We start from the raw sequence: 17,445 nt of genomic DNA on the forward strand, positions 1-17,445 counted from the left end.
ACACAATCACAACCAGTTATTCGGGTTGCCTGAGTTCTTCCGGGAGGCCAACTCGTTCGATAAAGGCTTTATCAGCGGCAATCTTGTCCGCAAACGGCTCTCGACCGTCTTTAGCTTTTAGCATTCGCTTCGGCACAATCCTGGGAGGTGTTGGTACTTTGGTCGCATTCATGGCTGTATTTATTGCTGGTATACTCATTTTTTTCGAATCAGGAAGGCTTCATAAGGACGGTTAGATTGAAATCCCTCCCATGAAGCATGATAGTAGCCAAACATAACAAAATAAGTCAAGAGTTCCTCTCTGGCCCGGTTAATAGCCATACGATAAAGCCGATTTCTGGATGGAGAATTGCCTCTGAATAAGACAGTGGATGCTGGATGGTCAGACAAAAATAGGTGAGTGATTTGGAATATAGTAGCTAAAATAACCGGCATATCGCCATTGTCGCTGACTGATTGGTCGTCGATTTCAGTGGTAGCGGGTTTAACATCACCCAAAGCCAAATTATAAATGTCTGGAGAACTGATCAGACTGAAAATAACCGCTTTCTGAATCAGACCTTTTGGACCAATGCTTTCGAAGAAAAACTGAGTAGTATCGTCTGTCTGATTAAATGAATAGGATGGGTACTGCACAAGTATAAATATTTTGCACAAAAGTACATAAAACTGAATTCTACCATCGATACCACCGTCATTGTCATTGGTTTCGCTGTTTATTAAAGGTTCGGTATTGTACCCGGTTGCCAAGCTGGTTAGCTCGTCGCTCAACCTGCCGTTGATGCCCTGTACTATCGGACTGGGACTATTCATGATTGCCTGTACGGCCGGGAGGGCTTTGGGCCGTAATGGTCACCGATATTTTGCAGTTCGTGGTTCTGTCGGCAGCGGTGTTTATTCTATTCCCTTTGTCGCTGGAGAAAGTAGGTGGTTTCGATAGTTTCACCAAGCAAGTACCCGACGGCTTTTTCGATCTGCTGAATGGCGAATATACCTTCGGTTTTGTGGTCGCGTTCGTCATCTATCACATCTGTTACATCGGTGGCAACTGGACCTTTGTGCAGCGATACACCAGCGTCGATACCCCTAAATCGGCCCGAAAAGTGGCATTTCTGTTTGCAGGCTTATACCTCATTAGTCCGGTGATCTGGATTTCGGGTGTCGCGGGGTTCATCGTGGGTATTTGGGCTGGGCATGATTGGCATCGCTTTACTGGTTCCGGCAGCGGGGGGTATCGTCGAAGTGGTGCTGAGTATTTCGTCAATTTCGGGTGGGCCGTTGCTGGCTCCGCCACTATGGGCTTTATTTTCGAAACGGCTAACCAGCCGGACAACGCTTTGGATTACGGGGATTAGCCTGACCGTCAATCTGTTCTTCAAAACGACCGGCAGGAGCGTATTTTGACCGCAACCAATAATCACCAGAGTCGTAATACCATCCGTTTCGATCCTGCTATTGTAACAACCAGCCTGACCATTCATTTGAAACGCGTAAATGGCAACGGCGAGACTAAAACCGTTCCGGCTGCTCTGATGGAAGTTCGATGCTATTAGGGCTGAACCGCGAGGGCGCGAAGACGCAAGGGAAAGTTAATTCTTTGCGTCTTCGCGCCCTCGCGGTTTTATCTAACAGACTTTAAGTAGATGCGCGTTTGCCGCACACAGCGTGGAAAATATCATCGACGGTATGGAATCGTTCGATGTCCGAGTAAGTGTTAAAAATATCGGTTCGCGTAAACCCCCAGGCTACGGCACCAAAGGCCATGTGTTCCTTGCGGGCGGCTTCCAGGTCCCGAACTTCGTCTCCTATACAAAGTATGTTCTGGGGCGCAATACCACTTTTAGCTGCCACTTTCCTGAATTGACTGGATTTGCCAAAAACAGCCGTTCCGCACCGATAATAACGGATCAGCGATGCGCTTTCTGTTCCAAGCACACGACGGATATTTTCTTCCGAATTGGAACTGACAATGGCTAGCTGAACACCCTGACTGGCAAGTTGCTTTAGCAAATCAGCGATACCTTCGAACAGTTGAATTTGATTGATGCTGTCTCCCATCAATCGAATAAACGTACGGGCCACAAAGGGCATTTTCCAGGCTGGCATACCAACGTGTTTCATCATCTGGCGCACGGTAAGACCCCGGACCTCATCAACCTCTTCAGGGGTAATCCGCTTAAACTGATAGATGTCGGCCAGCGTATTGAACGCCTGCCGAAAGAACGGGAACGAATTGGCCAGTGTGCCATCGAAATCGAAAATGACTAATTTGAAGTTTGCCATGCGGAAACAGGCTGAACAGACTATCTAAACGGTGTCTCACCGATCTGTATGCCCAGTTAAATTAGCGCAGAAAAATGGCTCATACAAAAGAGTAGGAGAGATACGGCCTAAGTGATTGTATTGCAGACGAGCGTTCTGAGGTTTCGACAAGTAGGAAACCAGAACCTGGCTGTTTAACGATTTAATGCCTCCTCGTGATGATTGACTGGATGAACCGACTGCTGCGATTCTTTTTTCTGATCCTTTGGGTAGGCAGGTGTTACGGCCAGCAGCATCCGTTCGAGTTGAAAGTCACATCCGACAATGATAACTATTGTCTGAATCTGCACGACGGCTATTATACCAATGGCTTATTCGTCACGCTTAATTATTTACCTGCTCGGTTCAATGATCGCATCCTTGAAACGAGCAAACTTTCAAAAATAGTTGGTCAGTATCAGGCGGGACAGATGATCTTTACGCCTGAGTTCGTGACACCGAAAACGACGAAAGATTTGATGGATCGGCCATTTGCCGGGTATTTATTTCTGCAAAAGAGTCTGACATTTTATTATAAAAAGGGGCATGTACTGAAAACCACACTGGCGGTAGGTACGATTGGGAAGAACTCACTGGCCGAACAAACTCAGATTTTTATCCATAAAACGTTTGGGTTACTGCATCCCAAAGGCTGGAACTATCAGATTCACAATGAAGTTGGCGTTAACCTGCAAGGGCAGTACTGGCATGAGTTACTTCGTGCGTCGTGGCGTAAATCCCGATTTGATTTGCATAGTCTATCGCAGCTAACGGTTGGCAATACGTTTACTAATGCATCGGCAGGATTCCTGTTTCGAGCCGGGCGTTTTACCCGTCCCGATCAGTCGTCAGCGTTCGATGCCCGTGTTGGTCGGGAAGGATCGCCTGCGCTTACAGAATTGTATGTGTTTGTGCAGCCTGCTTATCAGTACCAGTTCTATAACGCAACCGTACAGGGGGGCTATTTTACCAACGATGCTGGCGCCATTTTATCCCCGCTTCGGCATTGGGGCTATCGGCACGACATTGGGCTTGTGTTTTCGCCACCCCGCTGGACATTTCAGATCATGTATACCTATAAGCAGCGGGAAGCGGAAACCATGCGGCACAATGAGCAATTCGTTGGTCTGACGACGGCATACCGATTTGGTCGATAAGGCCAGCCACTCCACTAAAAAAAGCAGGCCCTGATCAGAGCCTGCTTTCTAGTTTCAAACCTAACCTAACAAAACATACAACCTGTTCAGACCGTGCAGGCTACCAGCGTAGCCCGGTGTGGTCAAGCGGAGTAATGCGTGTGTCGTTGCTAGTGTAAACTTATGATCGTAAAACAGAACAGAACGGGGAACAAATGGTCAAAATACGGGCGTAAAATGACCGACGTTCTATTTTTTTAGATTTTCAGTTACTTGATAAGCCCGTACGGCCTGCTGATTGATCCCGAATAGCAGCTTGTTTCCGATTGGTAGTACGGATCGTACATCGCCTGTCAGTTGGAAGCCGGATTTTGATTGTGGAACCGCCTGAAAACCACCTTTGCCATCGCCTGTCAGCAAGAGGCCATAATTAGCATCGGCTCGCCCGAAACGCAGACGCACCTGTGAGGTATTGCCGCAAAGCAGCAGGTCTTTATGCCCATCCTGATTGTAGTCCAGGGAGGTAATTGTAAATACAGGCGAAATCTGAGCCGCCAGCGGCAATGGTTTTTCGACCAGTTTTCCGCCAGAAGTGCTGATAAAACAGCTTGTTTTTAGCTCATTGGCCGTCAGTTTAGGTGCATCGGCCAGCTCTTCCTTCTTGAATACATCCGTCAGTGTGGCGTTGGAGTAGCTTTCGTAGTTGGTGAATCGGGCACGTAGCATACCTAGCTGGTCGAGGAGTTCGTCGCGGGTGGCGTGGGGGTAGCTTTTGCCTTGCACATACAGGCAGAGAATCGGGTCGATTTTACCGTTGTTGTCGAAGTCTTTGTAGATCAGTTCGGCAGGTTCGGTATCGCTGGCACGACATTGGGTATTTAAGCCCTGATTGCCTACCAGCAGATCGGCTCGCCCGTCGCCATTGAGGTCATCGACCAGTAGTTTATTCCACCAGCCCCGGTACTCTTTGTCGAAGTAGGTGTTGGTTTGATCGCTGAACTGATTGCCGTTCCGACTCAGTACCGTAATCGGCATCCATTCGCCAACGAGCACCAGTTCGGCTTTCCGGTCGGCATTCAGATCGACCCAGGCTGCATCAGTAACCATCCCGATTGTGGAAAGCATGGGGGCCAGTTGGGCGGTTTGATCGGTAAAATGTCCCGTGCCATCGTTGATAAGCAGGTAACTTTGAGGAGTTTCTGGATAGCGACCCGGCACTACCCGACCACCGACAAACAAATCGGGTTTGCCGTCGCCGTTGATATCCGTTGCCCGTACACAACTCTTGCTGCTGAGCATGGTAGGCAGGGCATTCGGACTTTTGGTAAAATTGCCCTTGCCGTCGTTCAGATATAGCCGATCCTGTAGGCGAGGATCACCGGGTAGTACATCGCCATACCCACCCCGGCACACGTAAAGGTCAGGATGGCCATCAGCGTTGGCATCGAAGAAAAGCGCGTCGGTATCCATGCCCCCTTTATCGGCAGTAAAAGCGGGTTGTGCAGTCTGCCGAAACGTATTGCCCGCCTGCTGAATGAACAGTGCTCCGGCCTGATTGCCGCTGCCGCCAATAAACACATCTTCCAGCCCATCGCCATTGACATCGGCTTTGGTCATGCATGGCCCATTGAACGACTGGGCGTTGACCAGCAGAATCTGCCGTTTGAAATCGTTGGTTCGGTTGACGGCATCCGTAAACTGAATGGGCGAAGCGGTTTCCTGAAAGAGTGGACGGGTAGGCGGATTGACGGGTGAGCCCACTCCGGCATCTTTTTCCTGAAGGGTTAGGATCTGGTCGGCTTTTACGCCTTTGAGCAGTTGGCTTTTGCCCATTGGCCAGATAATTCGAACCGAGTCGATGGTGGGGTTCGTACCTAAACCTACATGCAGCCGGGGCGACATGCTGGACTGATAACCGCGTATGGGCATCTGCTCCACGTATTGCTGGCGACCAGCCTGATAGACAGTTACTTTTGCGCCAATGCCGTGTGTATTAGCTCCGGCCCCGACTAGTTTTATAGACAGGTAATGGTGTTTCCGTTCGGCATTGGCTTCGTTCTGGAAAATGAAAGCGGGTTGATTGGTGTTGTTGACGACCAGATCCAGATCGCCATCGTTGTCCAGATCGGCATAGGCGGCTCCGGTGCTGTTGGACGTTTGGGTAAGTCCCCAAGCGGCTCCGACATTGGCAAAGGTTACCTCACCCGATGAATCACCGCCCCGGTTGCGAAACATATAGTTCGGTACATTTGACGACGGGATTTTGTGAACCAGTTCCAGTACATCTTCACGGCTGAAGTTGGCCGGGCGGTTCTGCATGAAATCGGTCATGAATTTCAGGAAATCCTGATTGGTGTAGTCGCGTACGTAACCGTTTGTCACATAAAGGTCTTTCCAGCCATCGTTGTCATAATCGGCCAGTAGGGGCGACCAACTCCAGTCTGTATTCGAAATCCCCGCCAGCTGGCCCGTTTCGGAGAAAAGGGGGATAGGAGATGGGGCAGAGGGTAGAAGGTTGTTTTTTACGCCATGCCCTTTCACCATCCCCCATTGCCCTTCATTCAGTTGCAGCATATTCCGCATATGCTGGTAGTAAAAACCGGAGGATACAGCGAGGTCGAATTTTTCGTAGTTGTCGGGAGCCATCAACAGTTTTTGCCGACGGTTATCTTCCGGCAACATATCGAGGGTCAGAATATCGGGTAGGGCGTCGTTGTTGACATCGGCGACATCGTTACCCATCGAGAAGTGGGAGGTATGCCGGATGCTGTTGCTGAGCTGGTTGGTAAAGTACGGTCCGTCGCCACGGCCGTTGTGGTTGTTGATGTACAGGTAATCAGGAATGGTGTAGTCGTTGGAAATGTAGAGATCGGGCCAGCCATCGCCGTTCAGGTCCGAAACGCCCAGCCCCAGGCCATAACTGAGCACGGAACTGCTCAGCCCCGATTTTTCGGTAACATCTTCAAAGTGGTTTCCGGCATTCCGCAGGAGCCGAACGCCAATTTCGGGATTACTTTGTTTCAGCAGAGCGGCCGTAGGGCCAGGGTCGAGTACGGGCAACAGGCGAGGGTTATGGTTCAGCAGAAACAAGTCCAGGTCACCGTCGCGGTCGTAGTCGAAAAAAGTGCCCTGGGTCGTCTGACCGGGGTGGTCCAGGCCCCATTGCGCAGTTTGTTCCGAAAAGTGTGGTATGCCCTGAGCATCAGGCCCTTCATTGATAAACAACTGCGGGATTCGTTTTTGAGGAGGTAAACTGCCCGAATAACATACGAATAAATCGAGCCGACCATCTCCATTGACATCCGCCATCGACACGCCCGTTCGCCAGGGACCTTCGCGTCCGGCCACGCCAGCGGCAGCCGTCACATCCGTAAACTTCATCTGACCTTTATTCAGGTACAATTGGTTGGGCACCATATTACCGCTGAAATAGATGTCGTCCAGCCCATCGCCATTCAGATCGCCCACCGCTACACCGCCCCCATTGTAGAAGTACTCATACATGAGTACGTTGGTGTTGAGTCCTTCTGTCAGGTTATTCGCAAACGTAATCCCGGTTTGCTCAGGTGTTAAGGAGGTAAACAGCGGTGGTCCGTCGGAACCAGCGGTACTCGTTGAATCGGAATGCTGGCAGCCCGTCAGACAAATGATTCCGAACAGGAGTCCTAAAGAAATAGCGGTTTTCACGTAATGAAGTTTATGAATGGTCAGGTAAAGTTAAAGGTGGTCAAGGTTAGTCAGAAGCAATCAAACATCGTTTTCGTCGTTTACTACTCCCGACCAATCTTGATAGCTCTTGAGCGCTTTCACCCTAAAATAAATGAAAAATGCCAGCACTCGTAAGCGCTGGCATTTTTCATCTGCACTTGCACAGCCGTTTTTCCAGGAATAGTCAGATAGATAATGATTGAATGATTGAATTGTTGAATGATTGACAAGTGAACTTATTCAATCATTCAACAATTCAATCATTCAACATTAATTATACCCCGGATTTTGCACGAGCTTATTGTTCCGGTTGATTTCGTCACGGCTGATGGGCAGGAAGTAGATTTTGTCGTTCCACTTCCGGTTCTCTTTACCCGTTCCCAGATCCTGCACGCTGTACGTATAATTGTAATTGTCTTTATTATACTTATACGTCGTGACGGTTTTACCCGGTTTCAGTTTACCCGTGATCACAATAATCTTGGCCTGGCTGCCTAATGCCGTTGGCGCAATCATCCAGCGACGAACGTCGTAGAAACGCTGATCTTCGAAGAGCATTTCGATGTTCCGTTCGTTCTGATAACGAGCTACCAGAGCTGAGCCTGATTCGGTAATGGCGGGCATCCCCACCCGGAAACGTACCCGGTTGATCCAGGTTTTGGCTTCTGTTTCCTGGCCCAGTGCCAGACAAGCCTCGGCATAGTTGAGAACCACTTCCGTGAACCGGATTTGAATCGAAGGAACTTCCTGACGGATGTTCATGTCGACCAGGGTTGGATCGGGGTCCATAAACTTACGGATGGCGTAGCCTGTCCAGGTACCATTCCAGTTTTCAATGGTGCTGTTCCGTGTGTCCAGGCCTGCGTAAGGCGTCGTGGTGCCACCGCCCGTTCCGACTTCGTAGAAGCCCGTCTGAATCTGACCGGCTGGATCGATGCCGGCTCCATCGGGTGTGCGGGGCTTCCATTGTGCACCATCATACAGAATAGATGCGTAGAACCGTGGGTCGCGGTTTTCGTAAGGCGCAGCGGCATGGGTTGGGTTTTTCCAGTCGAATTTCGTGCCGTCCATCATTTCATAGCTATCAACCAGTTGCTGGGTTGGTTCGCTGGATGTCCAGCCGTGATAGCCGTTGGGCATGTTGTTTCGTGGATACCAGGAACCCCAGTCGTCGAACGAAGCACGGATGTAATATTTCAGGAAAATACCATCGGCTTCACCACCATTCCGCGACAGATACATGTTGATGTAGTTCTGCTGACCTTCAGCAGCCGTAACGGGAGCGGTCAGGTTCAGCTTGTAGCCATACTGGTTGAGGTCGATTACCGCTTTGGCAGCGTCTTTGGCTTTCTGCCAGCGAGCAGCCCGGTCGCCACTGACATAGCCAAGTAACTCAGGCTTGTCAAAGCTGGCAATAACCGTTGATTTGGTTTTAGCCGTTGGGATGTCGTGCAGGTCGCTGGCAGCATACATCAATACACGGGCTTTTAGTGCCAGAGCAGCTCCCTGCGTAGCGCGTCCGGCGGCCAGGGTTTTGCCTTTCAGCAGGATAGACGCCGAATCGAGGTCGCTGACAATCGCGTTAACGCACTCTTCATACGTATTTCGGGCAATGCCAAAATCAGCTTCGTTCAGCGTATACGCATTTTTAATAATGGGTACACCCCCATAATACCGCAGGAGCTGGTTGTAAAAATAGCCACGCAGGAAATACATTTCCCCCTTCATCCGATCAGCAACACCGCTGCTGTTATCGAACTTAGGCTTGTTCAGGTTTGCCAGCGCAATATTAGCTGCCCGGATGCGCTGATACATAGCGCTCCATTCCATCGTATTTTTTATCGTTCCCAAATTGGAAGGACTTACGTTGGCTTCGTTGACATCCTGCTTGCCGAAGCTGTACAGGGCGTTGTCGGTCTGGCAGTCGAAACTCATCTGGTCCAGAACGCCATCCCGCAGGCCGTTATAAACGTCGGTAACAAATGCGTCGGCAAGAGCCTGGTCGGACCAGACGGCGTCACCCGATACCTTATCGAGTGGCTTTGTATTGAGGAAATCCTGATTGCAGGCTGCCAGCGTAACACCTAACAGCAGGCAGAAGGACAGACATTTAATGATATAGTTCATAATGTGGTTCAAATTCGTTTAGAAACTGACAGACAAACCGGTGTTGATAATCCGGGCTTGCGGATAGTATTGAGCGCTACCGCTGGTTGATTCAGGATCGAACAGACCTTTCATCGATGGCGAGTAGGTAGCCAGGTTCAACCCGTTCACATACACCCGCAGATTGTTCAGCCCGATTTTATTGGCAAACGTAGCTGGAAGGGTATAGCCCAGTTCAACGTTTTTCAGACGGATGTAATCGGTGCTTTTGAGCCAGTAGCTGGTTCCGTTCGAGAAGTACTGGTTGCTGCGGTCAACAATGCGGGGGTCGGTCGAGCTTGGGTTATCGACTGTCCAGCGGTGATCGTAGCTCCATTTCAGGAAGTTACCGATCGTGCCTGATTCGGTTTGCAGGAAGATCTGTCCACCGGTCGAAGCCTGTAAGAGAACGCTGAAATCGAAGTTCTTCCAACGCAGGTTACCTGAAAAACCGCCCTGGAATCGAGGCTGGTTATTGCGGTCGGCCCGAACGCGGTCGTCACCGTTGATTTTCCCATCGCCATTGATGTCTTTCAGCTTCATGTCACCTGGACGCAGTACGCTAGCCCCTACACCGCTATAGTCAAGCTTGTTGGCATCGATGTCGGCCTGTGAGGTGAAAATACCGTCGTACTGATACAGCAGTGTACCGTTGGCTTGGTTCGGATCGTTTACGTTGCTTGGAATAGGCTTGCCAGTCGAACGTTGCCATTCAGGCGCACCGGGTGTTTCGTCCCAGAAGGTGATTTCGTTTTTGGCATAGCCACCGTTCACGCTAACTGAGTATTTTACTTCGCCAACCTGGCCATTGTAGCCTACGCGGAACTCGTACCCCCGGTTGGTAACCTTCCCAATGTTGGTAGCCGGTAAAGTAGCCCCCGTCGTTTGTGGGATAGAAGCACTTTTGCGCCAGAGGATGTTCGAGCGTTTGTTCAGGAATACATCGAATTCGAAGAAAATCTTGCCGTTCAGAGCCGATCCTTCCAGACCAATGTCGGTATTGTTGGCAACTTCCCAGGTCAGCGTGGTATTGGGTACGCCGTTTTCGTACAGGGTTTGCGCTACCTGATTCCCGATAACATATCCCCAGTTGGAGTTCACGACATCACCATAGGCGTAAGTTGGCAGGTAATCGTATTCACGCAGGGCGCCATTGAAATACACCTGGTCGTTCCCCAACTGCCCCCACGATGCCCGCAGTTTGAGGGAACTGATAGCAGACAGGCTTTTCTTGAAGAAATTCTCTTCCGAAATCCGCCAGCCGGCCGATACGCCCGGGAAGAAGCCCCAGCGGCTGTTTGATGGGAACATATACGAACCATCGTACCGCCACAGGAATTCGGCCAGATATTTTTCTTTGTAGTTGTATGCGGCACGACCGAAATAGCTCATCCGGGCACGTTCCCAGGCAGCGGTCGTATTGCTGTTTTTCTCGGCGCTACCACCTGCAAACAGTTGGTCGATGGCAGTCGAAGCAAAGTATTTCCGGAAAGCGGAGAAACCGTTCGAGTTTGATTGCTCTTTGGTGATACCGGCCAGCAGCGTAATGGCATGGTTACCGCCAAACGTGTGATCGTAGGATAGAATACCCGACAGCAGCGAGTTGAACTGGTCGTTGGTATACTGGTTCAAGGTGGCTTGGGCAGGGCCTTTCGCTACCTTTTGAAGAAGCGGCTGGTTGTTGGCATCGTAGGAAGTGTAATCCCAGCTATAGACATACCAGGGGGTTTGCCAGGTTTTGCCTTCCTGCAGGTATTTGTCCAGCGCGACACTACCGGTGAGTTTTAAACCTGGAATCCAGGGGTTGGTGATGTTTACGCTGGCATTGCTTTGCAGGTAATAGCGGGTGTCTTTGTCGTAACCCGTAGCATTGGTCGTAACCAGTACGGGCTGCTGACCGTTCTCAATATCGGGAGCGGGTAATCCGTTTGGCCAGAAAGCAGGTTTGTTCGGATAACCCCGCATCAGCATCCGGAAAATAGCACCCGCACCAACCGTTGGGAAATTACGATTCTCCTGACGACCAACGACGCCAATAACCGTGCTGATGTGCTTGCTGATCTTGGCATCCAGATTCAACCGGAAATCGTACTGCTTGTAGCCCGTTGCCGAGTTTTTGTAATATCCATCCTGATTCTGGTAGTTGGCCGATGCGAGGTATTTGATGTTTTCGCCACCGCCCGACAACTGGAGCGTATGCCGCGACTGGGGCGACCAGTTTTTCAACGCAGCACCAAACCAGTCGGTATTCGGATATTTCCAGGGATCGGACCCGTCCTGATACTTCTTGATTTCGTCGGGTGTGTAGGCCGCTTTGGCAATGGCGCCATTGTCGGGGCGAGTGTAGCTACCCGTTGTATTAAAAGCGGCATTAGCGTCTTTCCAGTATTGAGCAGGCAGGTTGTACAGGTTGATCTCGTTGTTCAACTGAGCATACTCAGCCGCTGAGGCCATCTTCGGGATCACTGTGGGTTGTGCCCATCCCTGGTTGAAGCTATACGATAATTCAGGCTTTCCTGTTTTACCATGCTTGGTGGTTACCAGAATAACCCCGTTAGCAGCCCGCGACCCGTAAATAGCTGCTGAAGCATCTTTCAGAACAGAGATACTCTCGATGTCGGCAGGGTTTATTCGGTCAATACCACCCGCCCGGGCAGGTACACCGTCGATAACGATCAAGGCATCGTTGTTTCCGAGCGAGTTTGTACCACGAATCCGAATGGTTGAGCCGTCATATCCCGGTTCCCCGCTGGCGTTGGTGGCAATAACGCCCGGCATCCGGCCAGCAATCGAGTTGGTTAGGTTGACCGCCGGTGATTTAACCAGATCATTGCCTTTTACAGTGGCTACAGACCCCGTGACGGTCTCTTTCTTTTGTTCGCCATACCCTACCACAACGACTTCGTTCAGCATTTTGTCGTCGGAGGCCATGCTGATACTGATTTCGCTCCGGTTGTTAAGCGGTATTTCCTGACTTACAAAACCAATGTAGGAAAATACCAGTGTTGCGGTCCTGTTAGGGACATTCAGCGAATAGGCTCCATCGGCTGCTGAAACAGTACCTGTCGTTGTTCCTTTTACCACAATACTTACCCCTGGCAAAGCTAACCCCTGTGCATCAGTGACCTTTCCGCTTACTCTTGTTTGAGCAAAGGCTGCGGTAGACAAAAGCATACAGAACAGAAGCAGAGAACGAAACGCAGGGCGTAGGGTTAATGCCGCGTTCCTTTGGAAGGTACTCCTTCGTACTAAGAAGACCTTCTGGCGTGTACATGGTTTTTGCATAAATTTTAATTAAAAAATGGATAATGTAAACTGGTTAATATAGCGGATAGAGTGATGGTGTAACGGTCTGCGATCAGGGTGCCTATAGTAAGCAGAATTGCCCTCTTTAGTAAAGCTTATTAGTATTGCTTATGAATAGTGAGTCATGAAACTTTCGCTTACTCGCGAAAGGAATGTGGTCTAACTGGAAGCAGAATAGATAGTTGACTGGAATAATTTTGCTCAGCTATGTTCAGTTTGCCGTTGAAATGATCGTATTGCAAAAATATGTTGGCAAAACACAATTAATAGGGGGCTGATTGTTCGAAATAGGGGGGTAAATTGGTCGGGTACTCGTCTTTTTAGAAAAAGATTTACACTATCAGTAACATATGGCGCTTTCGTAATTGGTTGATTAATTATAGAAAAAGTAGCATTTTTCGCTTTATTGCTCAATACTTTTGTGCGACGAGGCACACGTTGCGTATACTCGTTCTAGCTTTTGCCGATTAAGTATTATCCCCCAAACTGATACACCCCTGATGGTTATGAAAGGACTTTACTTTATCCTGATTACCACCTTTTTTAATCTCGTTCTTGGGCCGTCCGGGTATGCCCAGACCGACCCGAGCCCTTTTCGTTTTGAACACCTAACCGTCAATGAGGGCTTATCCCATAGCGATGCTATGGCTGTTGTGCAGGATCAGCAGGGCTTTATCTGGATTGCCACCAATAAAGGGGTGAATCGGTATGATGGTTATGAAATAAAGCATTATCTGCTCCCGATCGATAACGAGAATGGCTTGTCGAATAATCGGGTCCGAACGTTGCATGTGAGTCCTCAGGGCGTGCTGTGGGCCGGGACCGAAGGGGGAGGACTCAATGTGTACAATCCAAATCAGGATCGGTTTGTACGGTTGACGTCTGAATTAATACCACCAGCCAGCCGCTCATTGGTACAAACGTTGAATCAGTCGGAAATAACCGCTTTGGCCGCTGATCGCAGGGGAGCAATCTGGGTGGGTACCCAACAGCACGGCTTATTTGTTCTCCGGGCCAATCAGGAAGGACAGTTGCAGGGGTTAAGCCGGGTTAAGCTAAGGGATGTCAAATCCGTACGAACTGAGATTACTGACCTGACCATCGATCCGGCTGGGCACGTCTGGATTGCTACCTACAATGAGGGCCTTTTTGTCACGTCCATCAATCAACCGACAGCGACTGCTGCGCTGGCCAACCCCTTTACCAACGCTCATGTGCTGGCTTTAGCGCTCGACCATACGGATGGCCTGTGGATAGGTACCAATACGCATGTTCTTTGGGTTTCGAGTGATAGTCTGCGCACGAAACATCTGGCTAAACCCTATGTGCTGCCCCAAACCTTTCGGAGCATTGGCTGTCTGCATAAAGATTCGTTTGGTCGGTTGTGGGTAGGGAGCGACTTTGGTCTTTCCATGGTTCCGGTTCAGCTTTCGGCGGGTAAGGCCCCCGTCTTCACAGAAGCAGTTACGACCTATCTGCCGATGGATGCTGAGCCGAACAGTATCAACTCGGGGCGGGTCCACTGCATTTTCGAAGATCGGTTTCAGGTGCTTTGGCTGGCGGCATCGGCAGGAGGCTTAAACAAGATCGACCTTCGTCAAAAACCGTTCGGCCATCTGAGTCGGCGGTTAAGTGAACACCCCACGCTGGCCAATAATTACATCAATGCGCTGTATAAAGAAGACGATAAAGGTTTGCTCTGGATTACCACACGCAATGGAATTTCCAGTTATGACCTGAAGGCCAAAACCTACCGAAATTATTTTGATCGGCATTTGCCAGGCAATGTTACCGGAATGGACGTGTCCTGCATTTTTCAGGATTCGAAGGGCACACTTTGGTTTAGCGCTCGTTACGAAGGGTTAATTTCAATCCGTCGACAGAATGGGCAGGAGATGATCAAAAGCTACCCGCATCATGATGGGTTTTACCATCAGATAGAAAGTATTACGGAAGATAAATTCGGTACACTGTGGATGGCTTCGTTTACAGATGGCCTTAGCCGAATGAACCCCGATGGGCAGATAGTGGCCCGGTATACGCAGCGGAATAGCCCGCTTCCTACCGATCGGTTTACATTTTTGCTGTATGACTCTGATGAAAATGTGCTTTGGGCCAGTACGCAGGATGCCGGAGTGCTGAAACTGCGCGTGTGGCCCGATCGGTTGGAGTTACTGCACCAGTTCAAACACGATACGCGCAATGCGGCCAGCCTACGGGTAAATTATGCCTGGCCTTTACTGAAAGACCGGCGGGGCGTCTTATGGGTAGGGACTATTGGCGGGGGACTTCATCAGATTGTGAAAACCAAATCGGGGAAAGAAGAGATTCGACCCTGTACGGCCTGGCTACCCGATAGTGATGTAGAGAGTATCATCGAAGATAGCCAGGGGAACCTGTGGCTGGGCAGCGAAGGACTGATTCGCGTGAAGCCAGAAACGCATCAGGTTATTCGATACAACGTTGTGGATGGCGTACAGAGCAATTCATTCAAAGTAGGAGCTGCCTGTAAATCGAAAGATGAGACGCTTTATTTCGGCGGTATCAACGGCATCACTTACCTGCAACCCCGGGCTATTCAGGCTAATCCATATCCGCCTTTTGTTCGGATTACCGGATTGTCGATTGCTAATCAGCCGATTGGGGTAGGAGAGCCTGTCAACGGACGGGTTCTGATTCAGAAACCGCTCAACAAGGCCCAAACCCTTCAGATAAAAGCGGCTGAAAACGACTTCTCCATTTCGTTTGTTGGGTTAAACTTTGCCAACCCTAAAAAGCACCGCTATGCTTATCAACTGGTTGGGTATAACGACAATTGGGTACAACTCGCTCCGGGTCAGCGAACGGCCAGTTTTGCCAACCTGCCTGCCGGGAGTTATCTCTTCCAGGTGAAGGCCGAAAATGGCGAAGGGCAATGGACGCACCATCCGGCTACCCTTCGGTTGACCATTTTGCCGCCCTGGTGGAAAACCTGGTGGGCATATTCGTTGTATACCCTGCTAATCGGTGGAGCATTGCTACTGGCCCGACGGGTTCTGTTGCAGCAGCAGGCCCTGAAAAACAAGATTGCTTTCGAACACTTCCAGTACGAAAAAGAGAAAGAACTGAGCGATCTGAAACTGGAATTTTTTACCAACGTATCGCACGAGCTACGTACGCCCCTGACACTGATTCTGGGGCCGATGGAAGAACTGGCGGCATCGGCCTGGAAATTCAATGGAATGAAAGATAAGGTCCTGCTGGTGCATCAGCAAACCCGCCGATTGCTGTCGTTAATCAATCAATTGCTGGATTTCCGCAAAATGGAATCGCAGCATATACCGCTTCAGGCAGTCAGAAGCGATGCGGTTTCGTTTCTGGTCGAACTATTCCTGATGTTTAAGCTTAAAGCTGAAGAGCAGCAGATTCACTACACCATCGACACCCTCCCCGAACCCGTCCTGCTCTACTTCGACCGGAGCAAACTCGAAGTGGCGGTCATTAATGTACTCTCTAACGCTCTGAAATATACGTCGGCGGGGAATAGGGTCCATTTGAGCATTCAGGTTGTGGGTGATGTGAATCAACCCGCCCGTTTTCAACAACAGAAACTTCAGACCAATTACCTGAACATCACTGTTCGTGACGAAGGAATCGGCATCAAGCCAGAAGAACTCAGCCGTATTTTTGATCTGTATTATCAGGCGTCGCATACGGCCAATATGCGGGTAGTTGGAACAGGTATTGGCTTATCGCTGGTAAAACAGTTTATCGAACGCCATGGGGGTGAAGTGTCGCTGACCAGTCAGGTAGGGCAGGGGACCACATTTGTTATCCGACTGCCATTTGGTAAAGACCACCTGGCGACTTCCGACCTGGCTCAGGATGCGCCAGTCCCAGCCTTATCGGTACATCCTGAGTCGTTTATCGATGATGTCGCCATCGCAACGACCAATCTGGTATCCGCGCCATTGCGTTTGCTGGTTGTAGAAGATAACAGTGATGTGCGGCAGTATATCAACCATTTGTTTGCTGCTAAATTTGAGGTATTTACGGCTGTCGATGGCATTGATGGCTGGGAGCAGGCCCTGCAACTGATGCCGGATGTAATTATCAGCGATATTATGATGCCGCGCAGCGACGGCCTGGATCTTTGCAAAAAAATTAAACAGCATCCGAAAACGCTGCATATTCCGGTCGTGTTGCTCACGGCACGGGTGGCGGTTGTGCATGAAATTGAAGGGTTGGAAACCGGCGCCGACGAATACATCAGTAAGCCGTTCAACCCTGATCTGCTCATTGCCAAAGTGAATACGCTGGTGCATAATCGGCTGAAACTGCGCCAGTACTATCAGCAGAAAATCCTGCTGGAGCCTACCGAAGTGTTGATTCCTGATGCCGACAAGGTATTTCTGGAAACGGCCATGAGCATCGTTGAAAAGAATCTGGCCGAACCTGAATTTTCGGTACTGGAGTTAGTCAAGGAAATGGCCATGAGCCGATCCGTGTTTTATCGACGCATCAAAAGCATTACGGGCCAGTCGGTAGTGGAGTTTATCAACGATGTTCGGATGAAACGGGCCGCTCAGTTGCTTGCTTCGAGCCAGCTTCGCATTTCAGAAGTATGCGCCTTGGTTGGGCTGGAAGATGTCAAGTATTTCCGAAAGTCCTTTCAGCAGGTTCATGGGGTATCACCATCCGAATACGCCCGGAAGCATAGAACCGAACGCGACATACAGGCGGAAGTTTGCTAAACCGCTCATAAGTAAGTCGGCCGAATTTCGTCCTTTTTCCGGGAAATAGAGCCGGATTATTATGAAGATCACCCGTTCTGTATCTGTTGCGGCACGCATTCGACGGCCGTTGCGGT

The 17,445-nt window shown here is 50.0% G+C and carries 9 protein-coding genes and 1 pseudogene; 4 read left to right on the forward strand and 6 right to left on the reverse strand.

Annotated features, from left to right (window positions below):
* Positions 1-16: 16 nt before the first annotated feature.
* Entirely contained in the window at positions 17-172 is a 156-nt protein-coding gene (locus B153_RS38160; RefSeq protein ID WP_211221647.1) for a hypothetical protein, read from the reverse strand.
* 23 nt (positions 173-195) lie between these two features.
* Positions 196-813 (reverse strand): DUF6934 family protein, encoded by a 618-nt coding sequence (locus B153_RS0102925; protein ID WP_020595169.1) that lies wholly within the window; start codon positions 811-813, stop codon positions 196-198.
* Here B153_RS0102925 and B153_RS34530 point away from each other — a divergent pair.
* Together B153_RS34530 and B153_RS37545 are read left to right on the forward strand one after the other, a co-directional pair.
* A pseudogene (locus tag B153_RS34530) lies at positions 701-1,380 on the forward strand (sodium:solute symporter family transporter); the annotation flags it as partial. The gene B153_RS0102925 and the pseudogene B153_RS34530 sit on opposite strands and share 113 nt — an antisense overlap.
* Before the next feature lie 20 nt (positions 1,381-1,400).
* Positions 1,401-1,553: a hypothetical protein gene (locus B153_RS37545; RefSeq protein WP_020595170.1), complete on the forward strand. Its 153-nt coding sequence runs from the start codon at positions 1,401-1,403 to the stop codon at positions 1,551-1,553.
* A gap of 82 nt (positions 1,554-1,635) precedes the next feature.
* On the opposite strand, the gene B153_RS0102940 is transcribed toward B153_RS37545, so the two are convergent.
* Complete coding sequence (locus B153_RS0102940) at positions 1,636-2,283, reverse strand: HAD-IA family hydrolase (protein WP_020595171.1); 648 nt, start codon at positions 2,281-2,283, stop codon at positions 1,636-1,638.
* 209 nt (positions 2,284-2,492) lie between these two features.
* On the opposite strand from B153_RS0102940, the gene B153_RS0102945 reads away from it, so the two are divergent.
* On the forward strand, positions 2,493-3,458 hold the full coding sequence (locus B153_RS0102945; RefSeq protein WP_169518467.1) for a lipid A deacylase LpxR family protein: 966 nt from the start codon (positions 2,493-2,495) through the stop codon (positions 3,456-3,458).
* A 228-nt stretch (positions 3,459-3,686) separates the two neighbouring features.
* On the opposite strand, the gene B153_RS0102950 is transcribed toward B153_RS0102945, so the two are convergent.
* The 3 genes from B153_RS0102950 to B153_RS0102960 form a co-directional block, all read right to left on the reverse strand.
* Positions 3,687-7,124, reverse strand: a complete 3,438-nt coding sequence (locus B153_RS0102950; RefSeq protein ID WP_020595173.1) for a VCBS repeat-containing protein — start codon at positions 7,122-7,124, stop codon at positions 3,687-3,689.
* A 291-nt stretch (positions 7,125-7,415) separates the two neighbouring features.
* The gene (locus B153_RS0102955) at positions 7,416-9,272 is read right to left on the reverse strand and encodes a RagB/SusD family nutrient uptake outer membrane protein (protein ID WP_020595175.1); all 1,857 of its coding nucleotides are present in this window, start codon (positions 9,270-9,272) and stop codon (positions 7,416-7,418) included.
* Between the two features lie 18 nt (positions 9,273-9,290).
* Positions 9,291-12,464 (reverse strand): SusC/RagA family TonB-linked outer membrane protein, encoded by a 3,174-nt coding sequence (locus B153_RS0102960; protein WP_425423139.1) that lies wholly within the window; start codon positions 12,462-12,464, stop codon positions 9,291-9,293.
* Positions 12,465-13,102: 638 nt separating this feature from the next.
* Between B153_RS0102960 and B153_RS0102965 the strand changes: the two genes are divergently transcribed.
* The gene (locus B153_RS0102965; RefSeq protein WP_157634552.1) at positions 13,103-17,329 is read left to right on the forward strand and encodes a hybrid sensor histidine kinase/response regulator transcription factor; all 4,227 of its coding nucleotides are present in this window, start codon (positions 13,103-13,105) and stop codon (positions 17,327-17,329) included.
* The last annotated feature ends 116 nt before the right edge of the window (positions 17,330-17,445 follow it).

The sequence above is a fragment of the Spirosoma panaciterrae DSM 21099 genome, assembly GCF_000374025.1.
Lineage (GTDB): Bacteria > Bacteroidota > Bacteroidia > Cytophagales > Spirosomataceae > Spirosoma > Spirosoma panaciterrae.